Below are 26,077 nucleotides of genomic sequence, written 5' to 3' on the forward strand. Positions count from 1 at the left end.
GCCTCGCTGCCTCCGCTTCCGTTCGCGCCGAAGTAAAATCAGGAGGAAGCCATGTCCCAAGCCAAACGCATCGTTCTCGCCGCGCGTCCCGTCGGCGAGCCAAAGCCGTCCGATTTCCGCATCGAGGAATTCGCGGTGCCGACGCCTGCGGCAGGCGAGGTGTTGCTGCGCACGATCTGGCTCTCGCTCGATCCCTATATGCGCGGGCGCATGAGCGATGGTCCGTCCTACGCCGCACCGGTGCCGATCGGCGGCGTCATGGAAGGCGAGGCGGTCAGCGAGGTCGCGGCGTCCAACAATCCTGATTTCGCCAAGGGCGACATCGTCCGCATCCGCTCCGGCTGGCAGACGCATGCGATCTCCAACGGCAAGGGACTGATCAAGGTCGATCCGAAGCTCGGGCCGATCTCGACGTCCATCGGCGTGCTCGGCATGCCCGGCATGACCGCCTATACGGGCCTGCTCGACATCGGCAAGCCGCAACAAGGCGAGACCGTCGTCGTCGCCGGCGCCTCCGGCGCGGTCGGCTCGGCGGTCGGGCAGATCGCGAAGATCAAGGGCGCTCGCGCGGTCGGCATCGCCGGCGGCAAGGACAAGTGCGACTACGTGGTGAAGGAGCTCGGCTTCGACGAGTGTCTCGATCACCGCGAGACCGATTTTCCGGCCAAGCTGAAGTTCGCCTGCCCGAAGGGCATCGACGTCTATTTCGAGAATGTCGGCGGCGCCGTGTTCGAGGCAGTCTTCCCGCTGCTCAATCCGTTCGCGCGCGTGCCGGTCTGCGGCCTGATCGCCCATTACAACGACACCGAGGCTAAGCCGCCGAAATGGGCCGCCTCCATGATGCGCGCGACCCTGACCAAGCGGCTGACCTTCCGCGGCTTCATCGTGTCCGACTTCGCCGCCCGCCATGGCGACTTCCTGCGGGACATGTCGGCCTGGGTCCGCGAGGGCAAGGTCAAGTACAAGGAGTTCGTCACGGAGGGCCTGGATAGCGCTCCCGGCGCCTTCATGGGCCTTTTGAAGGGCGCCAATTTCGGCAAGCAGTTGGTGCGGGTGGGGCCGGACAAGGCTTAGCTGTCAGGCCGGAAGCGTCTCCTCAGGGCCTGGAGCGCCATCGTTGTTGCGCCGGCGTCACACGCCGGGCATCGATGGTTAACAAAGAGTAGCCGAACGGCCACACTTGCCCGCAAAACCCGCAAGTGTGACCGCCGGTTCATTGACGCCAAGTCGAAGGCATTGAATCATCGCGCATATTTTAGGTGTAGCGATGTTAGAGATCAGTGTTTTCTGCGTCATTCTGCTGGCCGCCGGATATTGGGTGGCGATGTTCGTCATGGGTCGCCACGACGACGTCATTCACGGCAAGTTCGTTCACGACGAGGAGGAGGGCGATTTTGCCCGACCCGCGATGCCGACGCCTCCGCCGCCGTTCCCGAAGCGTCCGGTCAAGGCCGGGCCGCCTGGCAGGCAGCTCGTTGCCGATGATGATGAGAGGGCGGGCAAGCCGGTGAACAGCGCTGCGCTGCAATCCTTGCTCGCCGCGATCCAGCAGGATCTGAAGAGCGTCGCGTAGGTCAGTGCTCGCCCATCTGGGCGAGGATCTCTTCGACGTCGATATCGCGCTGGCCCGCGGCTTTCATGTGGCGGACCTCGACGCTGTTCGGCTGGAAGCGGTACTCGACGAAGCCGGTCTCCTTGATCGCGATGCGGTCCTGTCGAGAGTCGTTGATCACGAAGCCGGTCGACGGCGCCCAGACGTGCCGGGTGTGGCGATGAGTGAAGTCGCGCCGCTGGTGCACGTGGCCGCTCGCGATCAGGCGCAGGTCCACATGCGCGAACATCTCGATCAGCCGGGCCCGCGCCGGCTGGGGCACGTAGCGGATCGAGGTCTCCGGCGCCTCTGGGTCGTCAGGCAGGTTGAGGAACACCGGCTTGTGCAGGAACAGCGCGACTGGCCTGCCATTGGTGCGCGCGATCTCTCGGGACAGCCAGTCGAACTGCTCGGCCTCGAAGCCGAGCTTCGAATTCATCACCAGCGAGTTCAAGCCGATGAAGCACCAGCCGGCGGCCTCGAACGACCAATGATCTTCGCCCATGATGTCGCAGAATTGCCGGCGGTGCGCCTCGCTGACCGGGGGCTTCGGCGCAGGCCCGATCGCGGTCGGATTGTCGCCGATGTCGTGATTGCCGGGCAGGTAGCGGCAGGCGACGGGCAGGGCGTCGTGCAGGCTCTTGGCGAATGCGACGTCGTCGCGGCTGGTGGGGCCATCGAAGGAGACGTCGCCGGTATTGATGACGAGATCGGGCCTGTCAGCGTCGATATGGTCGCTGACCGTCTCGAAGTTGGCAATCAGGCCGGGGAAGCGCCGGCCGAGATGGCTGTCGGAAATCTGCGTCAGGCGAAATTCGGACATGGCCCGATCATAGGCCGGGCCAAACGTCGGAACGATGACGGCGAACGCATCATCCGCGACCGAACAAAGTTTAAAGCACGCGGTAGCGGATCGTGTAGCCGTCCTGCGGAGCGACGGGGCCGGCCAGCGGCGAGGCGATGCGGTCGGCGAGGTGCCATGGGCCGAATTGCTCGCTGCGATGTGGCTCGGCAGGCAGACGGAGGCGGAATTCGAACGTGCCCTTGCCCGGCAGGTTCACCACGAGCACGCGGTCCGCGGTGCGGTGGTTGAGCGCCACCGCGCCTCGCAGCAGCGCGCGGCCGTCGGCGAGGTCGCGCACGCCATCGACCAGCGCCAGCGTCTGGTTGCGATCGGTGTGCAGTTCGATCTGGCTGTCGGTCACCCCCGTCAGCATCTCCCTGGGCATGCGAATCTCGAACTCGACCGCCGGCTTGGACGGGTTGAGGCCAAGATAGGCCAGCGCGGCATGGCGCATGTCGTAGGCGGCGAAGGCGAACAGGACGATCGCAGCCAGCGTGGCCAGGCCATGCCTGGCAACGTCACGCCAGGTCCGGTAGCTCAGGCGGAAATAGACCGTCATCGCCAGCGCCACCGCGAGCGCGGCGGCGATGCCCGCCAGCGCCGACAACAGGAGGCCATGCCGGCCGTCGGCGGATTGGGCGAAAAGGCTCGAGAGGATGTTCATGACGGTCTCGTCTCGGTCCCCGGAGGGACCAAAATCGCTTTGATTATCGACGTTTGGTCGCCAGATCGGGAACGCCGGTTCAAGTCGTTCATTGTCAGGGCCAAAAGTCGCGGCTAATGACGGTCGGCGGCAATTCGCCTCGCGGGAAAGTTCCGATGTCCGTTCAAATGGTCCTGCTGCCGGTCTTCGTGCAGGTCGCTCTCACCTTCGCGCTGTTGATCGGCATGGTGCTGGCGCGCCGCAAGACGCTGGTCTCGGGCGAGACCAAGATCCGCGACATTGCGCTGGGCGAGCCGAACTGGCCCAAGGGCGCCACACAGATCGCCAATTGCTACCGCAACCAGTTCGAGCTGCCGGTTTTGTTCTACGTCCTGATCGCGCTGGCCTTGCCGCTGCGCCGGGCCGATCTCTTCATCGTGCTGATGTCCTGGGTGTTCGTGGTGACGCGCTTTGCCCATGCCGGCGTCTTCGTCTCCTCGAACGATCTCGGCCGGCGCTCGACGGTCTGGCTCGCCAGCGTGCTGGTGCTGCTCGCGATGTGGATCTACTTCGCGCTGAAGCTGCTCCTGCTGATCTGACGGCTTGCGGAGGCGCATCATGCGCAACACAGAAAATTCTCGTCTGAAGGCACTGACATGACGCCCGCTGCCCGGCTGTCCGCAGCCATCGAAGTGATCGACACCATTGAGAAGGACCGCGTGCCCGCGGCCAAGGCGCTGAAGGAGTGGGGCACCGCGCACCGCTTCGCCGGTTCCGGCGACCGTGCCGCCATCGCCGGCCTCGTCTGGGACGTGCTGCGCCGCTACGCCTCGAGCGCGCATCTGATGGACGCCGACACCGCGCGGGCGCGCCTGATCGGCATGCTGCGCCTCGAGCGCAACATGGACATGCCCACCATGGCCGCGCTGTGCGACGGCAGCCGGTTTGCGCCTGCGCCGCTCACGGAGGCCGAGCAGGCCGCGCTCGCCTCGCGCTCCCTCGCTGATGCCCCGGCCGCAATCGCCGGCGACTATCCCGAATGGCTCGATCCGCATCTTGCAAAGGTGTTCGGGGAGGACCGCGTCAGTGAAGCCGCGGCGATGGCGAGCCGGGCCCCGCTCGATTTGCGCGTGAACACGCTAAAATCCAATCGGGACAAGGTGCTGCGCGCGCTTGCTCATCTTCATGCGAAACCGACGCAATGGTCCGCGACCGGCCTTCGCATCGAGCTTCCGGCCGATGCCCGCAACCCCGGCGTCCAGGCGGAGGAGGATTTCATCAAGGGCGGAATTGAAGTGCAGGATGAGGGATCGCAGCTTGCAGCCCAATTCACAGCGGCAAAACCCGGCGAGCAGGTGATCGACCTCTGCGCCGGCGCCGGCGGCAAGACGCTGGCGCTCGCCGCGCTGATGCAGGGCAAGGGCCGGCTGATCGCCACCGACCGCGACAAGCGCCAGCTCGTGCCGATCCACGAGCGCCTGTCGCGTGCCGGCGTCCACAATGCCGATGTCCGCACGCCCAAGGGCGAGGCGGATCCGCTGGCTGATATCCGCGCCTCGGCCGACCTGGTCGTGATCGACGCGCCCTGCACGGGAACCGGGACCTGGCGCCGCAACCCCGACGCCAAATGGCGGATGCGGCCGGGCGCGCTGGAGATTCGCCTGCGCGACCAGGCCGAAGTGCTGGAGCGCGCGGTTCCCCTGGTGAAGCCGGGCGGCCGCATCGCCTACATCACCTGCTCGGTGCTGTCGGAGGAGAACGGCGAGCAGGTGAGGGCGTTCGTCGCCCGCCATCCCGAATTTGCTGTCGTGCCGCCGGAGCAGACCGCAGGCGTGCTCTGGGACAAGGCGGAAGCCTTTGGCGAGGCCGCGCTGCAGTCCGAGGAAGGGTGGCTGATGACGCCGCGGCGGACCGGGACGGACGGGTTCTTCGTCTCGGTGCTGAGGAAGACGGGCTGAATTCAGCTCGTCATTCCGGGCTCGCCCTGCGGGCGCCCCCGGAATGACGGTGTCCCAAAACAATAGCCCCGCGAACCGAATCCGGTCGCGGGGCCTTTGTTGGTAGGCGCTTCTGCCGGTACGTCCGTGGTCAGAAGCGCCGTGCGCGGGCGTTAGCCGACGCGGAGATTGTCCGCCGAGGACTTGCCGCTGCGACGATCGGCGACGATGTCGAACGAGACCTTCTGACCCTCATTGAGGGAAGAGAGGCCAGCGCGCTCGACGGCGCTGATGTGCACGAACACGTCCTTCTGGCCGTCGTCCGGCTGGATGAAACCATAACCCTTTTGGGTGTTGAACCACTTCACGGTGCCCATAGCCATGGGAAATTCCTTTAGTTAGTTAGAGAGGTACGCACGCAGACCGGTACGCAGCATTGCGCCCATAGTCCTGATGAGTCGATGTTTGGAGAATTCATCTGAAGCGTGCGCGCCCGTCAGCAACGAAGCGAAGCGGCCCAGTCGTTCGGCCAAGTATCGATGATCACAATATAGCGAGGATTTGGGGCCACTTCAAGGCACCACCCGTGGCTCGGCATCTCCCGCGACTTTGCTATTTTGCGGTGCAAATTAACCGCTCGCGCGTCTCAGTCGACGATGAAGAGCGTCGCGCCGACGGCCGTCGAGGACCGATGGGCGGCGTCGCCGAAATCCGAAACCTGGTAGCTCATCCCCGCCGTCAGCTTGAATTTGCGCCCGTCGCGCAGCTCGCTGTCGAGCTCGCCCTTGAGCACGTAGAGCACGTGGCCGCGATCACACCAATGATCGGCGCGATAACCCGGCGAATACTCCACCATCCGGACCCGGAGATCGCCGATCTCGAGCGTGCGCCATTTGGCCTCGCCGGCCTCGCCGGGATGCGTGGTCGGCTCGACCTTGCTCCAGTCGGTGACGGTGAAGGGTGAGGTGGGGATTTGCATGGGGAGGAATCTGGCTCGATGCGGCGCACGCTTTTAGCCTATTCCGATCTCCGGGTCGTGCACTTTACCTGGGCGGCGAGGCCGTCAGAGCGCAGCCGGCCGCCTGCTGCATCCTGCTCGCATTGATGACCCAGACCAGGAGTGCAGCGGCGCTGATTCCGGAACCCAGCATGCAGACGCCGCTCCAGCCCGCCACCGCGTAGACCATGGTCGCCGCGATTCCGCCGGCTGCGCTGCCGATCGAATAGAAGACCATGTAGCCTCCGACCAGCCTGCTCGCTGCGTCGGGACGCGCGGCGACGATCAGGCTCTGGCTGGTGACGTGCACGGCCTGCAACCCGAGATCGAGCATGATCACGCCCGCAACGACGAACCAGAGCGAGGCATGCAGGGAGGCGATCGCGGCCCAGGCGACGAGCATCAACATGAGCGACAGTCCGGTGGTGCGTTGCGCCCATCCAAGATCGGCGAGCCGGCCGGCGTTGCGCGCGCCGAGCGCTCCGGCGAAGCCGGCGATGCCGAGCAGTCCAATCGTCGTATGCGACAGCGAAAAAGGGGGCGCCGAGAGCGGCAGGACGATCGACGTCCAGAACACGTTGAGATCGGCGAAGATCAGGAACGCAAACAAGGCCCGCTCGCGCAGGATCGGTTCCTGGGCGAACAACACCGCCGTCGAGCGCAGCAGCGACCGATACGAGGAGCCGGCCATTGTCGCGTGCGGGCCGCGAGGGAGGACGCACCACAGCAAAACCGCCATGGCGAGCATGAGGCCGGCCGAAACGAGGTAGACCGTGCGCCATCCGCCGATATCGGCAAGTGCGCCCGAGGCGAAGCGCGCCAGCAGGATTCCCCCGACAACGCCGCTCGTCACCGTCCCGATGGCGCGGCCCCGGCCTTCCGGTGCTGCGAGCGTTGCGGCAAAGGCGACGAGAATTTGAACGACAACGGCAAGCACGCCGACCAGTGCCAGTCCCGCGAGCAGCACCGCGGCGTGCGATGCGGTGCCGACGACCACCAGTCCGATCGCCGTCAATGCAATCTGGCCCGTGATCAGGCGCCGGCGATCCCAGAGGTCGCCCAGCGGCACGATCAGGATCAGGCCGAACGCGTAGCCGATCTGCGTGAAGGTCACGACCATGCCGATCGCTGCGGGAGCGATGCCGAAGTCCCTGGCCATCGCGTCGAGCAATGGCTGGGCGAAATAGATGTTCGCAACGCTGAGGCCGCAAGCCGTCGCCAGCAGGAGCGCCATGGCGGAGGAAAGCCCGGGCCCGGCCGTCCCGGCCTTGTGCATCGGGTTGGCGCGTTCGCTGCTGGTCATCTCTCGTCTCCGGCTCTTATTTGGTACTATAATAGGACCAGTTGCGCGTGCGGCTGTCTAGTCTTATTTTAAGACCAAATGGGAGGGAGACTTTGAAGCGAACGGGTTTTGCCAAGGCCGAATGCCCAGTGGCGCGTGCGCTGGATGCTATCGGGGACTGGTGGTCGCTCCTGATCGTGCGCGATGCCTTCGACGGGCTGCGTCGATTCGGCGATTTCCAGAAGAACCTCGGCATTGCCAAGGGCATGCTCAGCACGCGCCTGCAGAAACTGGTCGAGCTCGACGTGCTCGAGCTGGTTCCGGCATCCGACGGCAGCGCGTATCGGGAATATGCGCTGACGAGGCGGGGACGCGACCTGTTTCCCGTCATCGTCGGTCTGCGCCAATGGGGCGAGGCGCATCTTTACGCGCGTGGCGAGGCGCATTCCGACCTGGTGGACCAGGCCGGCCAGCCGGTCGGGCCGCTGGTGCTGCCGTCGCGAACCGGCCAGCCGCTGACCTGGTCGGACACGAAGGTGCGAAAGGCCAGTGCGCGCAAGCGCTGATGTCGCGACGCCGGCGAATTAATGAGGCAAATGGTTCGCCGATCCCTGCACGATCTTACCAGCCGCATTCAGCCGCAGATACTCGCAGATCTTTTTGCCCCGCTCGTTTTCGTAGAACACCACGACGCTATCCGGGCTGACGAACAGTTCGATCAGCGAGAAATGCAGCTTCGGCAGCAGCCCCAACGCCTTGCCCCAGTAAGCACGCAAGGCGGCCTTGCCGCGCAGGGTGCCGCTGGCATCGAATCCCAGCGCCGGGATGCGGTCCGAGGTCATCACGGCCGCCTCTTCATAGAGTGCGAGCACACGGTCGAGGTCGCGCCCATTCCAGGCCTCGATCCAGGTGCGGCCGAGCGCGGCGAGCGTCGATGGCGGGTGGTGCAGTGACATGGCGTTCTCCCTGATCGGCTCTGTTTCAACTGAGCCCAAATTAGGTCAATAATACTTACCTATGTGCCGCCTGTCCATGCCCAAAGAAGCATGTGGGCGCCCGGCCCCCGCGGTTGCGGGCAGTCGCTCCGTCGCGTATCTGCTGGCCATGACAGCAGCACAGAACGACCGCTCCGCGTCGACGCCCTCGGTGGCCTCGGCGCACGACAAGATTCTCATCGTCGACTTCGGCAGCCAGGTGACGCAGCTGATCGCGCGCCGCGTGCGCGAGGACGGCGTCTATTGCGAGATCGTCCCCTTCAACAAGGCCGAAGAGGCTTTCAAGGAGATGAAGCCGAAAGCGGTGATTCTCTCCGGCGGCCCCGAGTCCGTGCATGAGGCCGGCTCGCCCCGCGCCCCGCAGCTGATCTTCGCCTCCGGCGTGCCCGTGATGGGCATCTGCTACGGCCAGATGACCATGGCGGCGCAGCTCGGCGGCGAAGTCGAGGGCGGCCATCACCGCGAGTTTGGCCGCGCCGATGTCGAGGTCAAGGCAGCGAGCAAGCTGTTCGAGGACGTCTGGTCGTCAGGCAGCAAGAACCAGGTCTGGATGAGCCATGGCGATCGCATCACCAAGATGCCACCGGGCTTCTCCGTCGCCGGCACCTCGCCGAACGCGCCGTTCGCGATCATCCAGGACGAGACGCGCAAATATTACGGCCTGATGTTCCACCCCGAAGTGGTGCATACGCCCGACGGCGCCAAGCTCATCCGCAACTTCGTCCGCAAGATCGCAGGCCTCACCGGCGACTGGACCATGCGTGCCTTCCGCGAGGAGGAGATCGCAAAGATCCGCCAGCAGGTCGGCAAGGGCAAGGTGATCTGCGGCCTCTCCGGCGGCGTCGATTCAGCTGTTGCCGCCGTGCTGATCCACGAAGCCATCGGCGACCAGCTCACCTGCGTCTTCGTCGATCACGGCTTGCTCCGCCTCGACGAAGCCAAGACCGTCGTCGACCTGTTCCGCCACCATTACAACATCCCGCTCGTCCACGTGGACGCATCGAAGCAATTCCTCGGCGAGCTCGAAGGCGTCACCGACCCGGAAGTGAAGCGCAAGACCATCGGCCGCCTCTTCATCGAGGTGTTCGAGCAGGAGGCGAAGAAGATCGGCGGCGCCGATTTCCTCGCGCAAGGAACGCTCTACCCTGATGTGATCGAGAGCGTCTCCTTCACCGGCGGCCCCTCGGTGACGATCAAGTCGCACCACAATGTCGGCGGACTTCCCGAGCGCATGAACATGAAGCTCGTCGAGCCCCTGCGCGAGCTGTTCAAGGACGAGGTGCGCAAGCTCGGGCGCGAGCTCGGCCTGCCCGAAATCTTCGTCGGCCGCCATCCGTTCCCGGGCCCGGGCCTCGCAATCCGCTGCCCCGGCGACATCACCCGCGACAAGCTCGACATCCTCAGGAAAGCCGACGCCGTCTACATCGACCAGATCCGCAAGCACGGCCTCTACGACGAGATCTGGCAGGCCTTTGCGGTGCTGCTCCCGGTGAAGACCGTCGGCGTCATGGGCGACGGCCGCACCTATGACTACGTCGTGGGCTTACGCGCCGTCACCTCCACCGACGGCATGACCGCGGACTTCTACCAGTTCGACATGAAGTTCCTGGGCGAGACCGCCACGCGCATCATCAACGAGGTGAAGGGCGTGAACCGGGTGGTGTACGACGTGACGAGCAAGCCGCCTGGGACGATTGAGTGGGAGTGAGGAGGATGCCTATTCGATCTGTCGCGCTCCGACGAGGCTGCGCCGCGTAGATCATGGGATTTGGGGTATTCATTCATCGATCGGACTCGATCTACGATGACAGCCCGGCTGAACGATATCAGTTTCCCGGTCAGTATCTGCGTCGCGTCGAAGCCTGTATCGGCGATTGGATCATCTATTACGAACCGAGCAAGGTAGCCGAGACGCGCGGCTATTTTGCGATTGCGCGGGTTCAGCGGGTTATTCCTGACCCAGCAGCTTCGGGGATGTATCTCGCTCTAATCGAGCCCGGAAGCTATCTGGATTTTGCCAATCCGGTCGCTTTCAACGGGCCGACAGGTCCCGTGGAGCGGGGCGTCCTGAATGAGCAGGGGCGAATTTCGGGACGCGCTCAGTCGGCAGTCCGTCCAATTTCGCCCGACGATTTCAATAGAATATTCGAGCTCGGTTTTGCGGAAGGTGCTCCATTGCTGCCCCGAGTTGATGCCGATGTTCGGCTATCTCAATTCGAAGAGAGAGAGCAGGCGCCGTTCATCTTTGAGCAGCAGCGCGATCGCGTCAGCCTTACAGTATCGCGAGTTCTGCGCGATCGCGTTTTTCGTCGGATTGTATTGCGCGCCTACGACGAGCGTTGCGTCATTACTGGGCTAAAGCTCATTAATGGAATGGGACGCGCAGAGGTCGCGGCGGCGCATATTCGCCCGGTAGAGGCAAACGGGCCGGACATCGTAAGCAACGGGATCGCACTATCCGGCACCGCTCATTGGATGTTCGATCGTGGTTTGATTAGTTTGGCGGATGATCTGGAAATATTGATCTCGCGTCAGACAAACGATCTGGAAGGAGTTCGATCGGTCATCAACAAGACTGGTCGTGCGCTTGAGCCAAGAAGACCGTCGGATCGGCCGCATCCACATTTCCTGCAGTGGCACCGCGAACATTGCTTCAAGCAATAGCGAGCTCCGAGAGTCACGCGCTTCAGCCCGGCACAAGTGCTTGATGTGGACCGCGCTCTTGCACGCTACGACCTCAGCTACACCGACGGCATCGCGGTGCTGCATCGGGGCAAGCTGATCTATGAGCGCTACTTTGGCGCGTTGAAGCCGCACAAGCCGCGTATCTCGATGTCGGTGACGCCCTACGGTCTTCGATCTATCGCCGCTCCTGAAACCCTCGTCCTTCGAAGATCGCAGGCATCGCCCTCTCGATCCGCGCAGTCCTCGTCGCGGATTGCTTCGCGCCGGTGAAGTGAAACAAATATCCCCGTTGCCGGCCCGGCGTCAGCGCCTCGAACGCGCGCTTGAACTTCGGGTCTTTGCGGAACTTGTCTTTTAGCTCGTCAGGGACGGGTAACTCGCGGGGTTTCGTCTCGACCTTCAGTCCGGCCTTCGCCGCCGCCATGGCCTCGCGCAAATAGGCCTTGATGGTGGACGTCTTCGCTGCGATCTCCTTGACGCCGGTGAACTTCATCACCCGGCCGGCCTGAACCTGCCCGAGCTGTACCAGCAGCTTCTTCGGGTCCTTCAGCAGCGCACCCTGGAAGAAGCCCAATGCGCAATATTCCTTGAAGTCCTGGATGATGACGACGTTTTTCCCATCCAGCGTGTAGCAGGGCTTTCCCCACTTCCGCTCCTCTTTCAAGTCGAACCCGGACAGGATCGCTTGCAGCTCGGCAATCTCGGCCTGCCACCGCTCTCGATACGCCATCTCCAAGCTGCACCTCCGTTGTTGCACCACGCCGTCTGATGATACGACGATCCATCACCTCTGGAGCAAGTGTTCATGTCAGTTCCCGCCGCCGCCAGCCAGCAGCCTGCACCCGCCACCGACCCCGAAACCCTGGGCTGGATGCAGGGCTTCCCGCCGTCCCCCGACCGCACCATCACCTTCCAGGACGGCTCGTTCCGCAGCTTCCCAGAGCTGCGCTGGGCCTGGAGCAACATCCGCCAGCTGGTGCCGACGGTGAATGTCTGGCGCGGGGCGGGGCCGGCGTCGGTGTTGCCGCGCCAGGACCACGACATCGGCGCGGTCGGCTCGACCACGTTGGACGGCCGGCCCATGACCTTCGCAAACATGCTGGAGGAGACCTACACCGACGGCATCGCGGTGCTGCATCGGGGCAAGCTGATCCATGAGCGTTATTTCGGCGCGTTGAAGCCGCACAAGCCGCATATCGCGATGTCGGTGACGAAGTCGTTCACCGGCGTTCTCGCGGGCATGCTGGTCGCGGAGGGCACGATCGATCCGCAGGCACCCGTGACCGACTATGTGCCGGAGCTGAAGGCGAGCGCGTTCGGCGACGCGCGGGTGCACGAGGTCATGGATATGACCACGGGGCTGCTCTACACCGAGGTCTATACCGACAAGAATTCGGACGTGTGGGGCCTGCGGCGCGCCAACGGCATGGCGCCGATTCCGCCGGGTTACGAAGGCGCGACCACGATCTTTGACTTTCTCGTCGCGCAGAAGAAGCAGGGCGAGCACGGCAAGGCCTTTGCCTACAAGACCGTCAACACCGACGTGCTGGCCTGGATCGTCAGGCGCGCCAGCGGCATGACGCTGTCCGATCTTCTCTCCGAGCGCATCTGGCAGCCGATGGGCGCGGAGGAGGATGCGCATTATCACGTCGACCGCATCGGCACCGAGAGCGGCGGCGGCGGCCTCTCCACGACACTGCGAGATCTCGCCCGCTTCGGCGAGACCATGCGCAATCACGGCCGCTTCAACGGCCACCATATCGTGCCCTCGCAGGTGGTCGAGGACATCGCGCGCGGCGGCGACCCCGAAAAGTTCAAGCCGGCCGGCTACACCACGCTGCCCGGCGCTTCGTACCGCAATCAATGGTGGGTCAGCCACAACGCCCACGGCGCCTACATGGCGCGCGGCGTCCACGGCCAGGGCATCTACATCGATCCCAAAGCCGAGATGGTGATCGCGCGCTACGCCTCGCATCCCATGGCCGGCAACGCCGCCAACGACCCCGTCACGCTGCCAGCCTACATGGCGCTCGCGAAGGCGCTGATGGCGGGCGGGTGAGGGCGCCTAACGCACCTCGCGCCAGCGCAGCGGCAGCACGCCGTCCTGCCTGAAACTGTCGAGGAAGCGGAAGCGGGCGGCGTGCGGATTGGGGCGGGCCTCGATCGCCGTGTCGAAGTTCTGCACGACGTCGGTCTCATCATAGCCAGGCCAGGGCGGCAGGCCTGGGCCATTGGGGTTGCCGCGGCTCGCGAAATTCACCCAATAGCTCATCATCGTCCGCGCCAGTGCGCGGTCCTGTTCGGCCGGTGGCGTCGTGCTGCCGATCACCTGCTGCGGCGTCAGCGTGCCGAACACGAACGGGATCTCGGTGACGTGCGAGGCGATCGGCGTGTAGGGGGAGGTATAGCTGAACAGATAGCCGTAGACGGGCACGCGTCCGGACCGTCGATGCAGCCGCAGGCACTGCCAGCACTGCTCGCCCACCACGATATCGCCGGTGAGCGCGGCCGCGGACGCCTTGGCCTGCGCGTCTGATCCGGCAGGATAGACCTTGAGAAAATCGACCAGGCGCTCACGGCCGAACATCGCCTCAGCGGCGGCGAGAAAGGCTTTCGCCGATTGATCGGGAAGCGATTGCGCAGCGAAAGGGAATTCCTCGGTGGCATTCCAGCCCGCCAGCAAGGGGATCTGCATCTGTTCGCCGCGCAGGAATCGCCTCGCGGGCACGTCAGGCACCACGTGATGATCGATGCTCGGTGAGAAGGCCGCAACGACGGGGCTGGACTTGAAACTCCACGGGGCGGCTGCGTTCAGGCGGACGGCCGGCATGGTGCGCAAATCCGCGATCGACGCATTGCCTTGCTGTCGCGCGAAGGCGCGACCCCGCGCCCGGGCTTCATCGAAAGTCTGGAGCGGTCCATGCCTGCCATCCCAGAACGCGCCGCTCTGTCCGATGGCCTTGTGAAACAATCCATGTGCGCGCGGCGAGGCCATCAAGATGCCGACGGCCATGGCGCCGGCGGATTCGCCGAACAGGGTGACATTATCGGGGTCGCCGCCGAAGCCCGCAATGTTGGCCTTCACCCAGCGCAGCGCCATCAATTGATCCTGCAGGCCGTAATTGCCTGACGGCGCTTCCGTGTCGAGATAGGGGTGGGCGAAAAAGCCGAAGATGCCGAGACGATAATTGAAGCTGACGACGACGACCCCCTTGGCTGCCAGCGCGCCGCCGTCGGTCGCGGGGTTCGAAGCGGAGCCGAACTGAAAACCGCCGCCGTGAATCCACACCATCACGGGCCGCTTCTCGTCGGCGTGCTTCGCTGCGGTCCAGACGTTGAGATAGAGGCAATCCTCGTCGCGCGGTCCCGGCCGATGGTCGTTCTCCAGCGCCGACAGGCAGCCTGCGCCAAAGACCAGCGCATCGCGAACACCGTCCCAGGGCGCCGGCGGCTGCGGTGCGCGCCACCGCAGCGGTCCGACCGGCGGTGCCGCGTAGGGAATGCCCTTGAACGCCAGCACGCCGCGTGCATCCCGCGGGCTGCCACGCACGAAGCCGGCGTGGGTGCCGATCTGCCGTCCAAGTTCGGTTGCTGTCGAGGCCTTGAGGGCATGCATGGTCGTATCTCTCAATCGCGGGCCCGCGGCCGCCGCGTCGTGAGCGGGCTTTCACGCGGAAACCTATCGACTTCGGTCTTGGATGAATTTAGATATTCAGCCAATCAATGACTAAAAAACCGCAAGCATGCGCCAGCCCCTTCGCTTCCCCTGGTCGAATCTCGATGTCGATGACCTTTCCGCGCCGGTCATCGCCGTGCGCGTTGACGTGGTTGGGACCAAGGGGGAGGTGCCCGATCATCGGCATCGCAAGGGCCAGCTTGTGTTCGCGCTGGGCGGCGGCGTGACATGTCGCGTTCCCAACGGTCTCTGGATGGTGCCACCGCATTGCGCGGTGTGGATTCCCGGAGGCATGCAGCACAGCAATCTCGCGACGGCGAACGCCCGGCTGTTTTTCCTCTACATCGAGCCTGACATCGTCGATCTGCCGGATCGATGCTGCACGCTGTCGATCTCGCCGCTGCTGCGTGAATTGATCGTCGACTTGTCCGATCACGTCGGCGACGACGAGGCGAGGCGGGAGCTGCTGGCGAGCGTCCTCCTGCGCGAGCTCCCCCGCATGCCGGTTCAGCAGCTCCATCTGCCGCTCTCGTCCGAGCCGCGGCTGAAGAAAATCGCTACGACACTGGCAGAAAATCCCTCCGATCGCAGGACGCTGGCGGAATGGGCGAGGCGCGTCGGTCTCAGCGAGAGCAGCCTGGCGCGTCTCATCGTCAGCGAGACCGGCCTGACCTTCGGGCGCTGGCGTCAGCAATTGCACCTGATCGTCGCGCTGCGGGAGCTGACGTCAGGCGCAAGCGTGCAGCAGGTGTCCGCCGATCTCGGTTACGAGTCCGTCGCAGCCTTCATCACCATGTTCAAGAAGGCGCTGGGCAAGCCGCCGGCGAAATATCTGGCAAGTATCGCGAAGGATTCGTAAGTCCATCCCTGCCACAACCGCAAGATCGGTCGAGCAGACCATGGCCACATGCGCCTAACTGGGAGCCGCCACGGAGGAGGGACGATGAAGGCGGCGCTGCAAAACTACCAGGACCGGATGCGGCGGGTGCTGGAGCATATCGACCGGCATCTCGACGATGATCTGGCTCTCGAAACGCTGAGCGCTGTCGCGGCCTTCTCGAAATTCCATTTCCACCGGCAGTTCACCGCGACCTTCGGCCTGTCGGTGCATCGCTACGTCCAGCTGGCCCGCATGAAGCGCGCGTCGCATCAGCTCGCCCACATGGACGCACTCGGTGTCACCGACATCGCGATGAACGCCGGTTACGACGCACCTGATGCCTTCGCCCGCGCCTTTCGGCAACGGTTCGGGCAATCGCCGTCGTCGTTCCGGAAATCGCCCGTGTGGGAACCGTGGCTTGCGGCCTTCGGGCCTCTCGACCTCGCGAGGAGCAAGCTCATGCAGAGAAACTTCACCACCGGCGATGTGACGATCCGCGACGTGCCCACCACGAGAATTGCGATCATGGAGCACCGCGGCGATCCGGCGACGCTGCCCGCGACCATCCAGCGCTTCATCGCCTGGCGCAAGGCCGCCGGTCTCCACCCCAGCACACATCCAACCTTCAATGTCTGGCGGTCCGAGCGGCGCCCCGCGACGCCCGCCAATTACAGCGTGGACCTTTGCGTCGGCACCGACCGGCCGATCGCGGCTGTCGGCGAGGCGGTCAAGGCCGGTGAGATTCCCGGCGGACGCTGCGCCGTGTTGCGCGTCGTCGGTTACACCGACAATCTGGAGCCGGCCGCGCTCTACCTCTATCGCGACTGGCTTCCCGCCAGCGGAGAGGAAGCGCGCGACTTCCCGATCTATTGCCAGCGGCTGAGCTTCTTCCCGGACGTGCCGGAGCACGAGACGGTCGCGGAGCTTTTCCTGCCGCTGAAATAGCGACCTCGGCCTCCATGGTTCGAGACGCCCGCCGCAGGCGGGGTCTCGAAGGATGGGCCGCGGGCGAGCTCGCGCCTTACTCTCGCGCCTCTTGCCAATGCGGATAGGTGACGTAGGCGGTGACGGCGCCTTGCTCGTGCGAGCGGATCGTGACCGTCTCGCCCTTCGGCATGTGGACGATCTCGCCGGGACCCGCGGTGACGGTGCTGCCGTTGCTCGTGACCGAAAGCTTGCCTTCCAAAACGAGCATGACATCGTCAACCGTGAGCTTCTCGTCCAGGCTCTGGTTCGGCGCATAGCGGCCGAAGCCGATGGTGATCGGTCCGCCATGGCGCTGGTCGATCACATTGCCGGCGAAGATATCGCCGTCCTGTCCCGGCGAGCGTTCGAGCGAAGCATCGGAGATGGCGAATTTGCGAACTTTCATGAGTTCCTTCCGTCTTGACCAGGCCCGGCGGGTAGGGAGGGGACCGATAGACGCTTGAGCAGGTCTTTGGTTCGCATCGCCTTGCGAGGCGGTTTGACGCATATGAATATAAGTATTGACTTATATTAGTGTAGGCCGATATTCCTCCGCGAACGAACCAGTCGGGAGAAGCGCAATGGACATCGACGTCGCCAGGGTCCTGGGTCTTGTTACGCGTTCGGTGAGGAATTTCGAGAAGGACGGCAAAGCGGCGAGCGCAGTGACGCTGACGCGGCTTTACGACACCGGCATCGACGATCTCTGGGACGCCGTGACCAGCAGGGAGCGCATCCCGCGCTGGTTCCTGCCGGTCGAGGGCGACCTTCAGCTCGGCGGAAAGTATCAACTCAAGGGCAATGCCGGCGGCACTATCACCGCCTGCACGCCGCCGACCCATTTTGCAGCGACGTGGGAATTCGCCGGTGCGATGAGCTGGATCGACGTCAGCCTGGCAGCAGAGCGAAGTCAGGCGCGCTTGACGCTTGAGCATACCGCGCTGATCGAGGATCATTGGAATCAGTTCGGTCCGGGCGCGGTGGGCATCGGCTGGGATCTCGCGCTTGCGGGACTTGAGCGCTACGTTGCGACCGGGGCATCGGTGGACCATGAGACGGCCGAGGCCTGGATGGGCTCGCCCGAGGGCAAGGAGTTCATGACGACGAGCGGCGAGTATTGGCGCGCGGCACATGTCGCAAGCGGAGTGGATCCGGCTTCGGCCAAGGAGCGCTCGGACCGCACCATCGCGTTCTATCGCGGCGAGATGCCGCCCGATATCGCACATCCCGGCACGGGAAGCTGATGCACGCCTTCGAGGTCCTCGCCGATCCCGTGCGCCGCCGCATCCTCGAGCTGCTGGCTCCCGGCGAAATGGCGTCCGGCGAGGTCGTCGAAATGATCGGGGCCGAGTTCGGCATCACGCAGGCGGCGGTCTCGCAGCACCTCAAGGTGCTGCGCGAGAGCGGCTTCGCCAACGTTCGGGCCGAGGCGCAAAGACGCCTCTATTCGGTCGACGTGGCGGGGCTTCGCGCGGTCGATGCGTGGATCGGCCAGTTCCGGACTTTCTGGGAGCCGAAGCTGGACGCGCTGGCGACCGAGATCGCGCGCGGCAAACGCGAGCGTCGCAACGCGCCAATGATCAAGCGCGGCGGGAAGAGGGCGTGAGCGGGCTCCATCCGAGCTACAGGAGCGTGTGCAGGGTCGCACTTCCGCTCATCCTCCCTACGAACTCCGCGCGATCTTCTCGAACTTCTTGATCAGCCGCTCCCGCTTCAGTCGCGACAGCCGCTGGATCCAGAACGTGCCTTCGAGCTGGTCGATCTCGTGCTGGTGGCAGACGGCGCGCAAGGCCTCCGATTCCTCGCTTCGTGTCTCGCCGTCGAGATCCTGATAGCTGATCCGAACCCGCGCATGGCGCTGCACCTCGTCGTTGACCCCGGGCATCGAGACGCTGCCTTCGCGGTGCAGGATCATCTCCGGCGATGCCCATGTGATCTCGGGATTGATATAGGTCTGCGGCCCGTCCTTGGGGGCGAGCTCGAGCACCACGACGCGCAAGGGCACGCCAATATGCGGCGCGGTAATGCCGATGCCGGGCGCGGCGCGCATCGTGTCGAGCAAATCCTGGGCGAGCTCGCGCAAGGCATCGTCGAACGCGGTGACGGGGCGGGCAGAGCTCGCGAGCCGGCGGTCGGGATAGCGGAGGATGGGGCGGACGGTCATGGCAAGCTCCTACCACTCACGGATCGTTGAAGCACCCCGGCTTGATTGTCTACCAACTGAAAGGTAGATCATTCGCCATGAGCAATCCATCCACCACGGCCGACGACATTCTCGCCTGCGCGCGCACGCTGATCATCGCGGGCGGCTACAACGGCTTCAGTTACGCCGACATCGCCGATGTCGTCGGCATCCGCAAGCCGAGCATTCATCATCATTTTGCCAGCAAGGTCGATCTGGTCCGTACCCTCGTGTCGCGCTATCGCGAGGAGGCCCAGGCGGGGCTGTCGGCGCTCGAACGCAACGTCGCAGATCCGGACGAGCAGCTCCGGAGCTACGTCGCCTATTGGGAGGCGTGCATCAAGGATGCGACGGCTCCGTTCTGCGTGGGCGCGATGCTGGCCAGCGAGCTACCGATCCTGCCCGAGGAGGTGGCGCTCGAAGTCAGGGCTCACTTCCGCTCCCTGGCCTCCTGGCTGACCTCGGTCCTGGAGCGCGGCAAGCGGCAGGGCCGGCTCCACCTCTCGAGCGCGGCCCGCGTCGAGGCCGAGGGTTTCATGGCGACCGTTCACGGCGCGATGCTGTCGGCGCGCGCCTATGGCGATCCCAAGATGTTCGGCACCATCACCCGGCCGCTGCTGGAACGGCTTTCCACCAGGCACTGACGAGATCGATACCGCCACAAGCCATCGCGGCGGCGGGAGGAATCCGCGTCGCATGAAACTACCAACTAGTAGGTATGGAGAAGACAATGAGACATCATGAAGTGACTTCAGACACGGCAGACCATACGCAATGGCTGAAGCAATATTACTTTCTGCGCGCCGCGTTTTCCCTCGCCTGGGTCATCGCAGCCTTTGCGATCGCGCCGTCCTCTGCGGTGATCGCGGCAACATTGCTCGTCGCCTATCCCGCATGGGATGCCGCGGCCAATTATCTGGACGCGCTTTGCAGCGGCGGCTTGAACCAGAACCGCACGCAGGGTTTCAACGCGCTGGTCAGCCTGGCGACCACCATCGCGGTCATCCTGGCCTTGCAGGTCAGCATGAACTGGGTGCTCGGAATCTTCGGAGCCTGGGCGATCCTGTCGGGATTGCTCCAGCTCGGCACGGCCGTGCGGCGCTGGAAGCTCTTCGGCGCGCAATGGGCCATGGTGCTCAGCGGCGGCCAGTCGGCTCTTGCGGGCGGCTTCTTCATCTTTCAGGCGTCGATGCCTGCCATCCCGTCGATCGCGAACGTCGCGGGCTATGCTGCGGTCGGCGCGCTGTACTTCCTGGTCTCGGCGGTCTGGCTGACCGTCGCAGGATGGCGGCGCGGCGCGGCCGCGTGAAGGTTACGCAACGGGCGTCACGCCGGATAAGGCGTGCCGTCCTTGTGCAGGAAGCGGCCGTCGGATGCCGGGCTCATCATGTCGACGTCGGAGCAGGTGATGAGATCCTCTCGCGAGCGCGAGCCGACCTCGAGATAGACCGCCGTCACATCCGACCTGTTGATCATGTGATGGCCGTTGCCGCTGGCCTTGGGGAAGGCCGCGCAATCGCCCGCACGCAGCACGGTTTCGCCGCCGTCCTCGATCAGCGTCACTTCGCCTTCGAGGATATAGACGAACTCGTCCTCGTGCGAATGCCAGTGCCGCTGGCTCGACCAGCCGCCCGGCGGCAGGCGCATCAGATTGACGCCGAAATCCGACAGGCCTCCGGCGTCGCCGAGCCGCTTGCGAATGCGCTCGGCGCAAGGCGCGTTGAAGGGAGCGGGATAGCCGGAGCCCTTGCGGGCCGGCACTGTGGCGAGGTCGATCTTCGGCATGGACAATCTTCCTGCGCGGCGCAAATGGTGGACCACATCGCGGCGCGTCGCTGGACGCGGTCGACGGATCATCACGATGGACGTCGTGGATGCGATCAGGTTCTGTGGGATGATGGCATTGTGCAGGTGTTTTGCCCGACGTGTCAAACCGGTCTCTGATGGTGCGAATTGTCGGCAAGGCTCGTGTCGTTCGGCCGGTCAATCTCCCGGTCGGTAAGTCTTTGAGAATGCAGGGGCCGGCTACTGTGCATGGGGTTGTTTTTCCAATTTTGTTGGCAGCTCACAAAAGCGTGCGGCAAAAATGACGTGGTCGTGTCGGTCGCCGTCGTTCCCGTTCGTCTTCCACCCAGACTGATCTGACGGGAGACCCGAATGACCCAATCCCCCTATCGCTGGGTGATCGTCGCCGCCGGCGGCTTGCTCGGCTGCGTTGCCATCGGCGGCATGTTTTCGCTGCCGGTGTTCCTGCAGCCGATCGCGAAGGACACCGGCTGGTCGGTGACCGGCATCTCCAGCGCGATGACGATCGGCTTTCTGGCCATGGCCTTCACCAGCATGGCCTGGGGTACGCTCAGCGACAGGTTCGGGCCGCTTCCGGTGGTGCTGACGGGATCGACCGTGCTGACGCTGAGCCTGTTCGCGGCGAGCCAAGCGACCTCGCTGATCGTGTTCCAGATCGTGTTCGGCCTCCTGGTCGGGGCGGCGTGCGCGGCGATCTTCGCGCCGATGATGGCGGCCGTCACCGGCTGGTTCGAGACCCAACGCAGCCTCGCCGTTTCGCTGGTCTCGGCCGGCATGGGCATGGCGCCGATGACGATGGCGCCGTTCGCGGCCTGGCTCGTCTCCGGCCACGACTGGCGCACCTCGATGCAGATCGTCGCGCTGGTGGTCGGCGTCATCATGATTCCGGTCTCGTTCCTGGTGCGCCGTCCGCCCGCGCTCGCGCATGCCGCGGCCGCGCCGGGGAGCGAAGGTGCTGCGCAAAGCGAGATGTCGACGGGTGAGGCGCTGCGCTCCCCGCAATTCCTGATCCTGCTCGCGACCAACTTCTTCTGCTGCGCCACCCATTCCGGCCCGATCATCCACACCGTCAGCTATGCCGTGAGCTGCGGCATTCCGCTGGTCGCGGCGGTGACGATCTACAGCATCGAGGGTTTTGCTGGCCTCGGCGGCCGCATCGCCTTCGGCTTCCTCGGCGACCGCTTCGGCGCCAAGCGCGTGCTGGTCTCGGGCCTGCTGCTCCAGGCATTCGGCGCGCTCGCCTATGTCTTCGCGCATCAGCTCGCGACGTTCTACGCGGTCGGCGCCGTGTTCGGCTTCATCTATGCCGGCACCATGCCGCTCTACGCCGTGCTCATCCGTGAGAACTTTCCGCTCAAGATGATGGGCACGGTGATCGGCGGCACGGCGATGGCCGGCAGCCTCGGGATGGCAACCGGCCCGCTCGCGGGCGGTTTGATCTACGACGCATTCTCGAGCTATGCCTGGCTCTACATCGCCTCCTGGGCGATGGGGCTCGGCGCCTTCCTTATGGCGATGACATTCCGGCCCTTCGCAAGGCCGCAAGGCGAGGCGGCCCCGGCACCGGCGTGAGCCCACCTCCCGTAGCCCGCATGAGCGCAGCGACATGCGGGATTGTACGGCGTCCCGGGTGTCGCTTCGCTCACCCGGGCTACGGCAGCTGCGGCAATAACTGCGCCTCGATCGCCGTCTTGTCGATCACCGACCAGACATGACGGACTTTGTCGTCGCTGAATTCGTAAAACACATTCTCGCAGAAGGACACCCGCCTTCCATTCACGGGAAGTCCCAGGAACGTTCCTGCCGGAGCGCAATCGAACTGCAGCCGCGCGGCAAGACTGGGCGGGTCCGAGACCAGCAGCGCGATGTTGAAACGCAGGTCCGGAATTTCGCGAAAATCCTGCTCCAGCATTGCGCGATAGCCGGACAGGCCGAACGGCCGGCCGTTGTGGACGACATCGTCATGCACGAATTGGCCGAGGGCCGGCCAATCCTGCCGGTTCAGGCAGGCGATGTAGCTGCGGTAGAAATCGGCGAGATCGCCGCTGTTCATCGTGAATCTCCCATGCTGCAAGCACAACGCAGCAGCAGGCGAATTCGTCTCGCGGCGTCACAGCCGTTTTTCGAAGAACAGATCCGGGTAGGGGTCATCGTTGAAGCGCGGGATCTCGCGCCAGCCGGTGGTGCGGTAGAGCTGCCCGGCCTCGGGCAGGGCACTGTTGGTGTCGAGCCGAAGCAGCGTGATGCCGAGCCCGCGCGCAGCATCCTCGGTCGCATCCATCAGGCGGCGGCCGAGCCTTAAGCCGCGCGCGGCGGGCGCGACCCACAGCCGCTTGATCTCGGCATAGCCGTGATCGGTGCCCTTCAGCCCGACGCAGCCGATCGGCAGCGTATCCGACATCGCAACGACGAAGGTGCCGCGCGGGCGGCGCATGTCCTTGGCATCGGGGTCGCGCGACAGCGAGACGTCGAAGCCCTGCTTGAAGCGGCGGCCGAGCTCGGCATAGTACTCGCCGAGGCAATAATGGGCCTCCGCGCTTTGCGGGTCGATCTCGTTCAGCGAGACGCGCTCGCGCGTCAGCGCGGAGGCGATCAGGTCCATCGCCGCCAGCAAGGCCTCAGCTTGCGAATGCTGTGTCAGAAAGCCCTCGGCCTGAGCGTTCGACAGCGCCTCATAAGCCGCGAATTCGCGCCGGCCCGTGCGCGTCAGCTTTGCCACGCGGCGGCGGGCGTCGTCCGCATGCGTGGTGGTCTCGACCAGTCCCTCATCCTCGAGGCTGCGGAGCAGCCGACTCATAAGCCCGGAATCGAGCCCGAGATAGTCGCGGATCTCGGCGACATCCGAACGCCCGTGCCCGATCGCGTTGAGCACCCGCGCCGCGCCGAGCGGCCGCCCGCGCCCCAGGAACGAGGTATCGAGCGCACCGACGGCAGAGGTGACGGCGCGATTGAAGCGGCGGACGCGGGAAATGGCATCGAGCATGATGTCTGACTTTAGTCAGATATCATGCGCAGGTCAATCGGAAGCGCCGGCGACACGCGTCCGAGGCAAGCGCTGCCTCAGGGACGAGATCAAGGTCGACGGACTTTGTTCGATCTAGCCGCAGACAGCGCGCGGAATCATCCACATCGCAAAAGTCTGCCAGACTCCGTCCTCGCGACGCTGATAGGCGACGAAATCGGCACCTTCGCCGTGCACCAGTTCGTAGCGATGAGTCTTGATGGGTGCAGTGTTGGACCTGGTCATTGAAAGTCTCCGTCCGGAATGGACTTTCCATGTAGCTAGTTGCGGTGCAGCATGAGGCCAATGGGAAGGATGGTCATCGCCCCTTCACGTTATGGAGAGAGCTTGCGCCGCTTACGGCAGGTCGAGCCCGAGTTCCTTGCGGGTCTTCCGGGGCAGCTTGCCCGCGATCAGCGCATGCGCGTGCACGAGATAGGTCGTGAGCTCTGCGTCTGACAGGGCGCTGTTGCTGACGAGCTGCACCCATTTGGCGCGCGCCAGATAGGGCGCCGGTCTCGCCAGGCCGTGCTCGATCAGCAGGGCATAGGCCATGTTGGAGACCTTGAACATGTAGCTGCCGGAGCGCGTGGCAAAGCCACCGCCGAGCGCGAACATCTTGCCGCCGACCTTGAACACGGACGTGCCCTCCCATTGCACGACCTTTGTCGCGGCGGGGAGGCGCAGGCAGCGGGCTTCAAAGCACTTCGGCGTCATGGCCGGAGCGATAGCAGGTTGCGTGCGACACGCAACGTTTGCGCCAGCGTCCTTGGAGGCAGACGTTCGATTGTTTCGCCTGGCTCGCACGGCGATGGCGAAGTTGATGCCGTATTGCGCTCTTTGTGAGTTGTGCCGGAACTGCAGGCCGCTACCATGTGCCAGCTGCTGTGGAACACGGGAGCGAACACAAGCGGAGGCGACATGAACCGGCACGACCACAAGGTGAAGGGATCGGACCTGTTTGTCGCGGCGCTCGAGAACGAAGGCGTCGACAAAATCTTCGGCGTCCCCGGCGAGGAGAATCTCGATCTGGTCGAATCGCTCCGCACCTCCAGGATCGATCTGGTCCTGACCCGCCACGAGCAGGCCGCCGCCTTCATGGCTGCCACGCATGGACGGCTGACCGGCAAGCCCGGCGTGTGTCTGTCGACGCTTGGACCCGGCGCGCTCAATCTGTCCACTGGCGCCGCCTACGCGCATCTCGGCGCGATGCCGATGATCCTGGTCACCGGCCAGAAGCCGATCATGAGCAGCCGGCAGGCGCGCTTCCAGATCGTCGACGTGGTCGCGACCATGAAGCCGCTGACGAAGCTGTCGCGGCAGATCGTCAGCGCCTCCAGCATCCCGACCGTGGTGCGCGACGCCTTTCGCGTGGCGATGGAGGAGCGGCCGGGGCCGGTGCATCTCGAACTGCCGGAGGACATCGCCGGCGATGAGGTGCCGCCCGTTCCCGTGATCCCGGTTCATCCGATCGAAATTCCGGTCGCCCATCGTGCGGCGCTCGACCGCGCCGCGGAGATGATCTTGGCCGCGAAACGCCCCTTGGTGATGATGGGCGCTGCGACCAGCCGGCCGCGATCGACGCATGGCATCGCAAGCTTCGTGCGACGAACCGGCATTCCGTTCTTCACCACGCAGATGGGGAAGGGCACCGTGCCCGGCGGCACCAATCTCTATATGGGGACCGCCGCGCTGTCCGAGCGCGACTACGTTCACGACGCGATCGATGCCGCGGATTTGATCGTCGCGATCGGCCACGATCCGATCGAGAAGCCGCCGTTCATCATGGGGCCGTCGGGGCCGAAGGTGATTCACGTGAGCTACACGCCGGCGAGCGTCGAGCTGGTCTATTTTCCCGACGCCGAGGTCGTCGGTGACGTCGGCCCGAGCCTGGAGCTGCTCGCGGACCGGCTCGAAGGCAAGCTGCCGCAGGCCGCGGCGCTCCTGCCGTTGCGTGAAGAGATCCTCAGCCACATCTCCGACCGGGCCACCGAGGCGCGGTGGCCACCGACGCCGCAGCGGATCGTGCACGACATTCGCCAGGTGATCCCGGAGAACGGCATCGTCGCGCTCGACAACGGCATGTACAAGATCTGGTTCGCGCGCAACTACCGCACCCGCGTCGCCAACACGCTGCTGCTCGACAATGCGCTCGCGACCATGGGCGCCGGCCTGCCGTCGGCGATGATGGCCGCGATGCTCTATCCGGACCGCCGCGTCCTTGCTGTCGCCGGCGACGGCGGTTTCATGATGAACAGCCAGGAGATGGAGACTGCCGTCCGCCTCAAGCTGAATCTCGTCGTGCTGGTGCTGGAAGACAACGCCTACGGCATGATCCGCTGGAAGCAGGCCGTCGATCGTTTTGCCGACTATGGCATGACCTTTGGCAATCCGGACTTTGTCCTCTATGCGAAGGCCTATGGGGCGAAGGGAAATCGGATCGAGAGCATCGACAGCTTCGGCCCGACGCTCGATGCGGCCTTCAGGGAAGGCGGCGTGCACCTGGTCGTGATCCCGATCGACTATGCGGAGAACGTGCGGGTGCTGGTCGACGAATTGCGGGCGCGGGAGAAGTAGCATCCCAGACTGTTG

31 protein-coding genes are annotated in these 26,077 nt (G+C 64.7%); 16 read left to right on the forward strand and 15 right to left on the reverse strand.

The window, feature by feature from the left end; translation table 11 throughout:
* Positions 1–51: 51 nt before the first annotated feature.
* Together HAP40_RS16680 and HAP40_RS16685 are read left to right on the forward strand one after the other, a co-directional pair.
* A complete protein-coding gene (locus HAP40_RS16680; protein WP_166816786.1) occupies positions 52–1,074 on the forward strand; it encodes an NADP-dependent oxidoreductase in 1,023 nt (340 codons plus the stop codon).
* 193 nt (positions 1,075–1,267) lie between these two features.
* Complete coding sequence (locus tag HAP40_RS16685; RefSeq protein ID WP_166816785.1) at positions 1,268–1,573, forward strand: hypothetical protein; 306 nt, start codon at positions 1,268–1,270, stop codon at positions 1,571–1,573.
* A 1-nt stretch (position 1,574) separates the two neighbouring features.
* Here the strand turns inward: HAP40_RS16685 and HAP40_RS16690 are convergent, their stop codons facing one another.
* Complete coding sequence (locus HAP40_RS16690) at positions 1,575–2,414, reverse strand: metallophosphoesterase family protein (protein WP_166816784.1); 840 nt, start codon at positions 2,412–2,414, stop codon at positions 1,575–1,577.
* 70 nt (positions 2,415–2,484) lie between these two features.
* Complete coding sequence (locus HAP40_RS16695) at positions 2,485–3,099, reverse strand: acriflavin resistance protein (RefSeq protein WP_166816783.1); 615 nt, start codon at positions 3,097–3,099, stop codon at positions 2,485–2,487.
* Positions 3,100–3,254: 155 nt separating this feature from the next.
* On the opposite strand from HAP40_RS16695, the gene HAP40_RS16700 reads away from it, so the two are divergent.
* Positions 3,255–3,677, forward strand: a complete 423-nt coding sequence (locus HAP40_RS16700) for an MAPEG family protein (protein ID WP_166816782.1) — start codon at positions 3,255–3,257, stop codon at positions 3,675–3,677.
* A gap of 57 nt (positions 3,678–3,734) precedes the next feature.
* Positions 3,735–5,036, forward strand: coding sequence for an RsmB/NOP family class I SAM-dependent RNA methyltransferase (locus tag HAP40_RS16705; RefSeq protein ID WP_166816781.1), 1,302 nt, complete (start codon positions 3,735–3,737; stop codon positions 5,034–5,036).
* 152 nt (positions 5,037–5,188) lie between these two features.
* Here HAP40_RS16705 and HAP40_RS16710 read toward each other — a convergent pair whose 3' ends face one another.
* The 3 genes from HAP40_RS16710 to HAP40_RS16720 form a co-directional block, all read right to left on the reverse strand.
* On the reverse strand, positions 5,189–5,398 hold the full coding sequence (locus HAP40_RS16710) for a cold-shock protein (protein ID WP_008141931.1): 210 nt from the start codon (positions 5,396–5,398) through the stop codon (positions 5,189–5,191).
* A 263-nt stretch (positions 5,399–5,661) separates the two neighbouring features.
* On the reverse strand, positions 5,662–5,994 hold the full coding sequence (locus tag HAP40_RS16715) for a DHCW motif cupin fold protein (RefSeq protein WP_166816780.1): 333 nt from the start codon (positions 5,992–5,994) through the stop codon (positions 5,662–5,664).
* 64 nt (positions 5,995–6,058) lie between these two features.
* Positions 6,059–7,315 carry an MFS transporter gene (locus tag HAP40_RS16720; protein ID WP_166816779.1) on the reverse strand — a complete coding sequence of 419 codons (1,257 nt, stop codon included), beginning with the start codon at positions 7,313–7,315 and terminating at the stop codon, positions 6,059–6,061.
* A gap of 92 nt (positions 7,316–7,407) precedes the next feature.
* Here HAP40_RS16720 and HAP40_RS16725 point away from each other — a divergent pair, with 92 nt between their 5' ends.
* Complete coding sequence (locus HAP40_RS16725; protein WP_166816778.1) at positions 7,408–7,860, forward strand: winged helix-turn-helix transcriptional regulator; 453 nt, start codon at positions 7,408–7,410, stop codon at positions 7,858–7,860.
* Positions 7,861–7,878: 18 nt separating this feature from the next.
* On the opposite strand, the gene HAP40_RS16730 is transcribed toward HAP40_RS16725, so the two are convergent.
* Positions 7,879–8,250, reverse strand: coding sequence for a nuclear transport factor 2 family protein (locus HAP40_RS16730; protein ID WP_166816777.1), 372 nt, complete (start codon positions 8,248–8,250; stop codon positions 7,879–7,881).
* Between the two features lie 148 nt (positions 8,251–8,398).
* On the opposite strand from HAP40_RS16730, the gene guaA reads away from it, so the two are divergent.
* On the forward strand, positions 8,399–9,997 hold the full coding sequence (gene guaA, locus HAP40_RS16735) for a glutamine-hydrolyzing GMP synthase (RefSeq protein WP_166816776.1): 1,599 nt from the start codon (positions 8,399–8,401) through the stop codon (positions 9,995–9,997).
* Between the two features lie 53 nt (positions 9,998–10,050).
* Complete coding sequence (locus HAP40_RS16740; RefSeq protein ID WP_166816775.1) at positions 10,051–10,953, forward strand: HNH endonuclease; 903 nt, start codon at positions 10,051–10,053, stop codon at positions 10,951–10,953.
* Positions 10,954–11,149: 196 nt separating this feature from the next.
* On the opposite strand, the gene HAP40_RS16745 is transcribed toward HAP40_RS16740, so the two are convergent.
* Complete coding sequence (locus HAP40_RS16745) at positions 11,150–11,704, reverse strand: YdeI/OmpD-associated family protein (RefSeq protein WP_166816774.1); 555 nt, start codon at positions 11,702–11,704, stop codon at positions 11,150–11,152.
* A 75-nt stretch (positions 11,705–11,779) separates the two neighbouring features.
* Between HAP40_RS16745 and HAP40_RS16750 the strand changes: the two genes are divergently transcribed.
* On the forward strand, positions 11,780–13,033 hold the full coding sequence (locus HAP40_RS16750) for a serine hydrolase domain-containing protein (RefSeq protein ID WP_166816773.1): 1,254 nt from the start codon (positions 11,780–11,782) through the stop codon (positions 13,031–13,033).
* Between the two features lie 6 nt (positions 13,034–13,039).
* Here the strand turns inward: HAP40_RS16750 and HAP40_RS16755 are convergent, their stop codons facing one another.
* Complete coding sequence (locus tag HAP40_RS16755; protein WP_166816772.1) at positions 13,040–14,590, reverse strand: carboxylesterase/lipase family protein; 1,551 nt, start codon at positions 14,588–14,590, stop codon at positions 13,040–13,042.
* 127 nt (positions 14,591–14,717) lie between these two features.
* Between HAP40_RS16755 and HAP40_RS16760 the strand changes: the two genes are divergently transcribed.
* Together HAP40_RS16760 and HAP40_RS16765 are read left to right on the forward strand one after the other, a co-directional pair.
* A complete protein-coding gene (locus HAP40_RS16760; protein ID WP_166816771.1) occupies positions 14,718–15,509 on the forward strand; it encodes an AraC family transcriptional regulator in 792 nt (263 codons plus the stop codon).
* An 84-nt stretch (positions 15,510–15,593) separates the two neighbouring features.
* Positions 15,594–16,475, forward strand: a complete 882-nt coding sequence (locus tag HAP40_RS16765; RefSeq protein WP_166816770.1) for an AraC family transcriptional regulator — start codon at positions 15,594–15,596, stop codon at positions 16,473–16,475.
* Positions 16,476–16,551: 76 nt separating this feature from the next.
* On the opposite strand, the gene HAP40_RS16770 is transcribed toward HAP40_RS16765, so the two are convergent.
* Positions 16,552–16,902, reverse strand: a complete 351-nt coding sequence (locus HAP40_RS16770) for a cupin domain-containing protein (protein WP_166816769.1) — start codon at positions 16,900–16,902, stop codon at positions 16,552–16,554.
* 175 nt (positions 16,903–17,077) lie between these two features.
* Between HAP40_RS16770 and HAP40_RS16775 the strand changes: the two genes are divergently transcribed.
* Positions 17,078–17,740 (forward strand): SRPBCC family protein, encoded by a 663-nt coding sequence (locus tag HAP40_RS16775; protein ID WP_166816768.1) that lies wholly within the window; start codon positions 17,078–17,080, stop codon positions 17,738–17,740.
* Positions 17,740–18,102 carry an ArsR/SmtB family transcription factor gene (locus HAP40_RS16780; protein WP_166816767.1) on the forward strand — a complete coding sequence of 121 codons (363 nt, stop codon included), beginning with the start codon at positions 17,740–17,742 and terminating at the stop codon, positions 18,100–18,102. The genes HAP40_RS16775 and HAP40_RS16780 overlap by 1 nt, the downstream gene beginning before the upstream one ends.
* Positions 18,103–18,159: 57 nt before the next feature.
* Here the strand turns inward: HAP40_RS16780 and HAP40_RS16785 are convergent, their stop codons facing one another.
* Complete coding sequence (locus tag HAP40_RS16785) at positions 18,160–18,660, reverse strand: peptide deformylase (protein WP_166816766.1); 501 nt, start codon at positions 18,658–18,660, stop codon at positions 18,160–18,162.
* Between the two features lie 77 nt (positions 18,661–18,737).
* Between HAP40_RS16785 and HAP40_RS16790 the strand changes: the two genes are divergently transcribed.
* Together HAP40_RS16790 and HAP40_RS16795 are read left to right on the forward strand one after the other, a co-directional pair.
* Positions 18,738–19,322, forward strand: coding sequence for a TetR/AcrR family transcriptional regulator (locus HAP40_RS16790; RefSeq protein WP_166816765.1), 585 nt, complete (start codon positions 18,738–18,740; stop codon positions 19,320–19,322).
* 86 nt (positions 19,323–19,408) lie between these two features.
* Complete coding sequence (locus tag HAP40_RS16795; protein ID WP_166816764.1) at positions 19,409–19,987, forward strand: DUF308 domain-containing protein; 579 nt, start codon at positions 19,409–19,411, stop codon at positions 19,985–19,987.
* Positions 19,988–20,004: 17 nt separating this feature from the next.
* Here the strand turns inward: HAP40_RS16795 and HAP40_RS16800 are convergent, their stop codons facing one another.
* Positions 20,005–20,463, reverse strand: coding sequence for a cupin domain-containing protein (locus HAP40_RS16800; RefSeq protein WP_166816763.1), 459 nt, complete (start codon positions 20,461–20,463; stop codon positions 20,005–20,007).
* Between the two features lie 372 nt (positions 20,464–20,835).
* Here HAP40_RS16800 and HAP40_RS16805 point away from each other — a divergent pair, with 372 nt between their 5' ends.
* Positions 20,836–22,056 carry an MFS transporter gene (locus HAP40_RS16805; protein ID WP_166816762.1) on the forward strand — a complete coding sequence of 407 codons (1,221 nt, stop codon included), beginning with the start codon at positions 20,836–20,838 and terminating at the stop codon, positions 22,054–22,056.
* Between the two features lie 79 nt (positions 22,057–22,135).
* Here the strand turns inward: HAP40_RS16805 and HAP40_RS16810 are convergent, their stop codons facing one another.
* The 4 genes from HAP40_RS16810 to HAP40_RS16825 all read right to left on the reverse strand — a co-directional run bounded on the left by HAP40_RS16810 (position 22,136) and on the right by HAP40_RS16825 (position 24,202).
* Positions 22,136–22,537, reverse strand: a complete 402-nt coding sequence (locus HAP40_RS16810; RefSeq protein WP_166816761.1) for an ester cyclase — start codon at positions 22,535–22,537, stop codon at positions 22,136–22,138.
* Between the two features lie 57 nt (positions 22,538–22,594).
* A complete protein-coding gene (locus HAP40_RS16815; protein WP_166816760.1) occupies positions 22,595–23,467 on the reverse strand; it encodes a bifunctional helix-turn-helix transcriptional regulator/GNAT family N-acetyltransferase in 873 nt (290 codons plus the stop codon).
* 114 nt (positions 23,468–23,581) lie between these two features.
* Positions 23,582–23,731, reverse strand: coding sequence for a hypothetical protein (locus tag HAP40_RS16820; RefSeq protein ID WP_166816759.1), 150 nt, complete (start codon positions 23,729–23,731; stop codon positions 23,582–23,584).
* 111 nt (positions 23,732–23,842) lie between these two features.
* Positions 23,843–24,202, reverse strand: coding sequence for an MmcQ/YjbR family DNA-binding protein (locus HAP40_RS16825; RefSeq protein WP_166816758.1), 360 nt, complete (start codon positions 24,200–24,202; stop codon positions 23,843–23,845).
* 204 nt (positions 24,203–24,406) lie between these two features.
* On the opposite strand from HAP40_RS16825, the gene HAP40_RS16830 reads away from it, so the two are divergent.
* Complete coding sequence (locus HAP40_RS16830) at positions 24,407–26,062, forward strand: acetolactate synthase large subunit (RefSeq protein ID WP_166816757.1); 1,656 nt, start codon at positions 24,407–24,409, stop codon at positions 26,060–26,062.
* Positions 26,063–26,077: the final 15 nt, after the last annotated feature.

Origin of the sequence: Bradyrhizobium sp. 1(2017), assembly GCF_011602485.2 — a bacterium.
Lineage (GTDB): Bacteria > Pseudomonadota > Alphaproteobacteria > Rhizobiales > Xanthobacteraceae > Bradyrhizobium.

Excerpts from the sequence above, each read along its gene's own strand:
- HAP40_RS16755 (WP_166816772.1), bottom strand. The coding sequence starts at position 14,590 with ATGCATGCCCTCAAGGCCTCGACAGCAACCGAACTTGGACGGCAGATC.
- guaA (WP_166816776.1), top strand. The coding sequence starts at position 8,399 with ATGACAGCAGCACAGAACGACCGCTCCGCGTCGACGCCCTCGGTGGCC.
- HAP40_RS16770 (WP_166816769.1), bottom strand. The coding sequence starts at position 16,902 with ATGAAAGTTCGCAAATTCGCCATCTCCGATGCTTCGCTCGAACGCTCG.
- HAP40_RS16680 (WP_166816786.1), top strand. The coding sequence starts at position 52 with ATGTCCCAAGCCAAACGCATCGTTCTCGCCGCGCGTCCCGTCGGCGAG.
- HAP40_RS16700 (WP_166816782.1), top strand. The coding sequence starts at position 3,255 with ATGTCCGTTCAAATGGTCCTGCTGCCGGTCTTCGTGCAGGTCGCTCTC.
- HAP40_RS16820 (WP_166816759.1), bottom strand. The coding sequence starts at position 23,731 with ATGACCAGGTCCAACACTGCACCCATCAAGACTCATCGCTACGAACTG.
- HAP40_RS16710 (WP_008141931.1), bottom strand. The coding sequence starts at position 5,398 with ATGGCTATGGGCACCGTGAAGTGGTTCAACACCCAAAAGGGTTATGGT.
- HAP40_RS16815 (WP_166816760.1), bottom strand. The coding sequence starts at position 23,467 with ATGCTCGATGCCATTTCCCGCGTCCGCCGCTTCAATCGCGCCGTCACC.
- HAP40_RS16705 (WP_166816781.1), top strand. The coding sequence starts at position 3,735 with ATGACGCCCGCTGCCCGGCTGTCCGCAGCCATCGAAGTGATCGACACC.
- HAP40_RS16720 (WP_166816779.1), bottom strand. The coding sequence starts at position 7,315 with ATGACCAGCAGCGAACGCGCCAACCCGATGCACAAGGCCGGGACGGCC.
- HAP40_RS16780 (WP_166816767.1), top strand. The coding sequence starts at position 17,740 with ATGCACGCCTTCGAGGTCCTCGCCGATCCCGTGCGCCGCCGCATCCTC.
- HAP40_RS16730 (WP_166816777.1), bottom strand. The coding sequence starts at position 8,250 with ATGTCACTGCACCACCCGCCATCGACGCTCGCCGCGCTCGGCCGCACC.
- HAP40_RS16830 (WP_166816757.1), top strand. The coding sequence starts at position 24,407 with ATGAACCGGCACGACCACAAGGTGAAGGGATCGGACCTGTTTGTCGCG.
- HAP40_RS16790 (WP_166816765.1), top strand. The coding sequence starts at position 18,738 with ATGAGCAATCCATCCACCACGGCCGACGACATTCTCGCCTGCGCGCGC.
- HAP40_RS16795 (WP_166816764.1), top strand. The coding sequence starts at position 19,409 with ATGAGACATCATGAAGTGACTTCAGACACGGCAGACCATACGCAATGG.
- HAP40_RS16760 (WP_166816771.1), top strand. The coding sequence starts at position 14,718 with ATGCGCCAGCCCCTTCGCTTCCCCTGGTCGAATCTCGATGTCGATGAC.
- HAP40_RS16740 (WP_166816775.1), top strand. The coding sequence starts at position 10,051 with ATGGGATTTGGGGTATTCATTCATCGATCGGACTCGATCTACGATGAC.
- HAP40_RS16810 (WP_166816761.1), bottom strand. The coding sequence starts at position 22,537 with ATGAACAGCGGCGATCTCGCCGATTTCTACCGCAGCTACATCGCCTGC.
- HAP40_RS16685 (WP_166816785.1), top strand. The coding sequence starts at position 1,268 with ATGTTAGAGATCAGTGTTTTCTGCGTCATTCTGCTGGCCGCCGGATAT.
- HAP40_RS16785 (WP_166816766.1), bottom strand. The coding sequence starts at position 18,660 with ATGACCGTCCGCCCCATCCTCCGCTATCCCGACCGCCGGCTCGCGAGC.
- HAP40_RS16765 (WP_166816770.1), top strand. The coding sequence starts at position 15,594 with ATGAAGGCGGCGCTGCAAAACTACCAGGACCGGATGCGGCGGGTGCTG.
- HAP40_RS16775 (WP_166816768.1), top strand. The coding sequence starts at position 17,078 with ATGGACATCGACGTCGCCAGGGTCCTGGGTCTTGTTACGCGTTCGGTG.
- HAP40_RS16745 (WP_166816774.1), bottom strand. The coding sequence starts at position 11,704 with ATGGCGTATCGAGAGCGGTGGCAGGCCGAGATTGCCGAGCTGCAAGCG.
- HAP40_RS16690 (WP_166816784.1), bottom strand. The coding sequence starts at position 2,414 with ATGTCCGAATTTCGCCTGACGCAGATTTCCGACAGCCATCTCGGCCGG.
- HAP40_RS16715 (WP_166816780.1), bottom strand. The coding sequence starts at position 5,994 with ATGCAAATCCCCACCTCACCCTTCACCGTCACCGACTGGAGCAAGGTC.
- HAP40_RS16750 (WP_166816773.1), top strand. The coding sequence starts at position 11,780 with ATGTCAGTTCCCGCCGCCGCCAGCCAGCAGCCTGCACCCGCCACCGAC.
- HAP40_RS16825 (WP_166816758.1), bottom strand. The coding sequence starts at position 24,202 with ATGACGCCGAAGTGCTTTGAAGCCCGCTGCCTGCGCCTCCCCGCCGCG.
- HAP40_RS16800 (WP_166816763.1), bottom strand. The coding sequence starts at position 20,463 with ATGCCGAAGATCGACCTCGCCACAGTGCCGGCCCGCAAGGGCTCCGGC.
- HAP40_RS16695 (WP_166816783.1), bottom strand. The coding sequence starts at position 3,099 with ATGAACATCCTCTCGAGCCTTTTCGCCCAATCCGCCGACGGCCGGCAT.
- HAP40_RS16805 (WP_166816762.1), top strand. The coding sequence starts at position 20,836 with ATGACCCAATCCCCCTATCGCTGGGTGATCGTCGCCGCCGGCGGCTTG.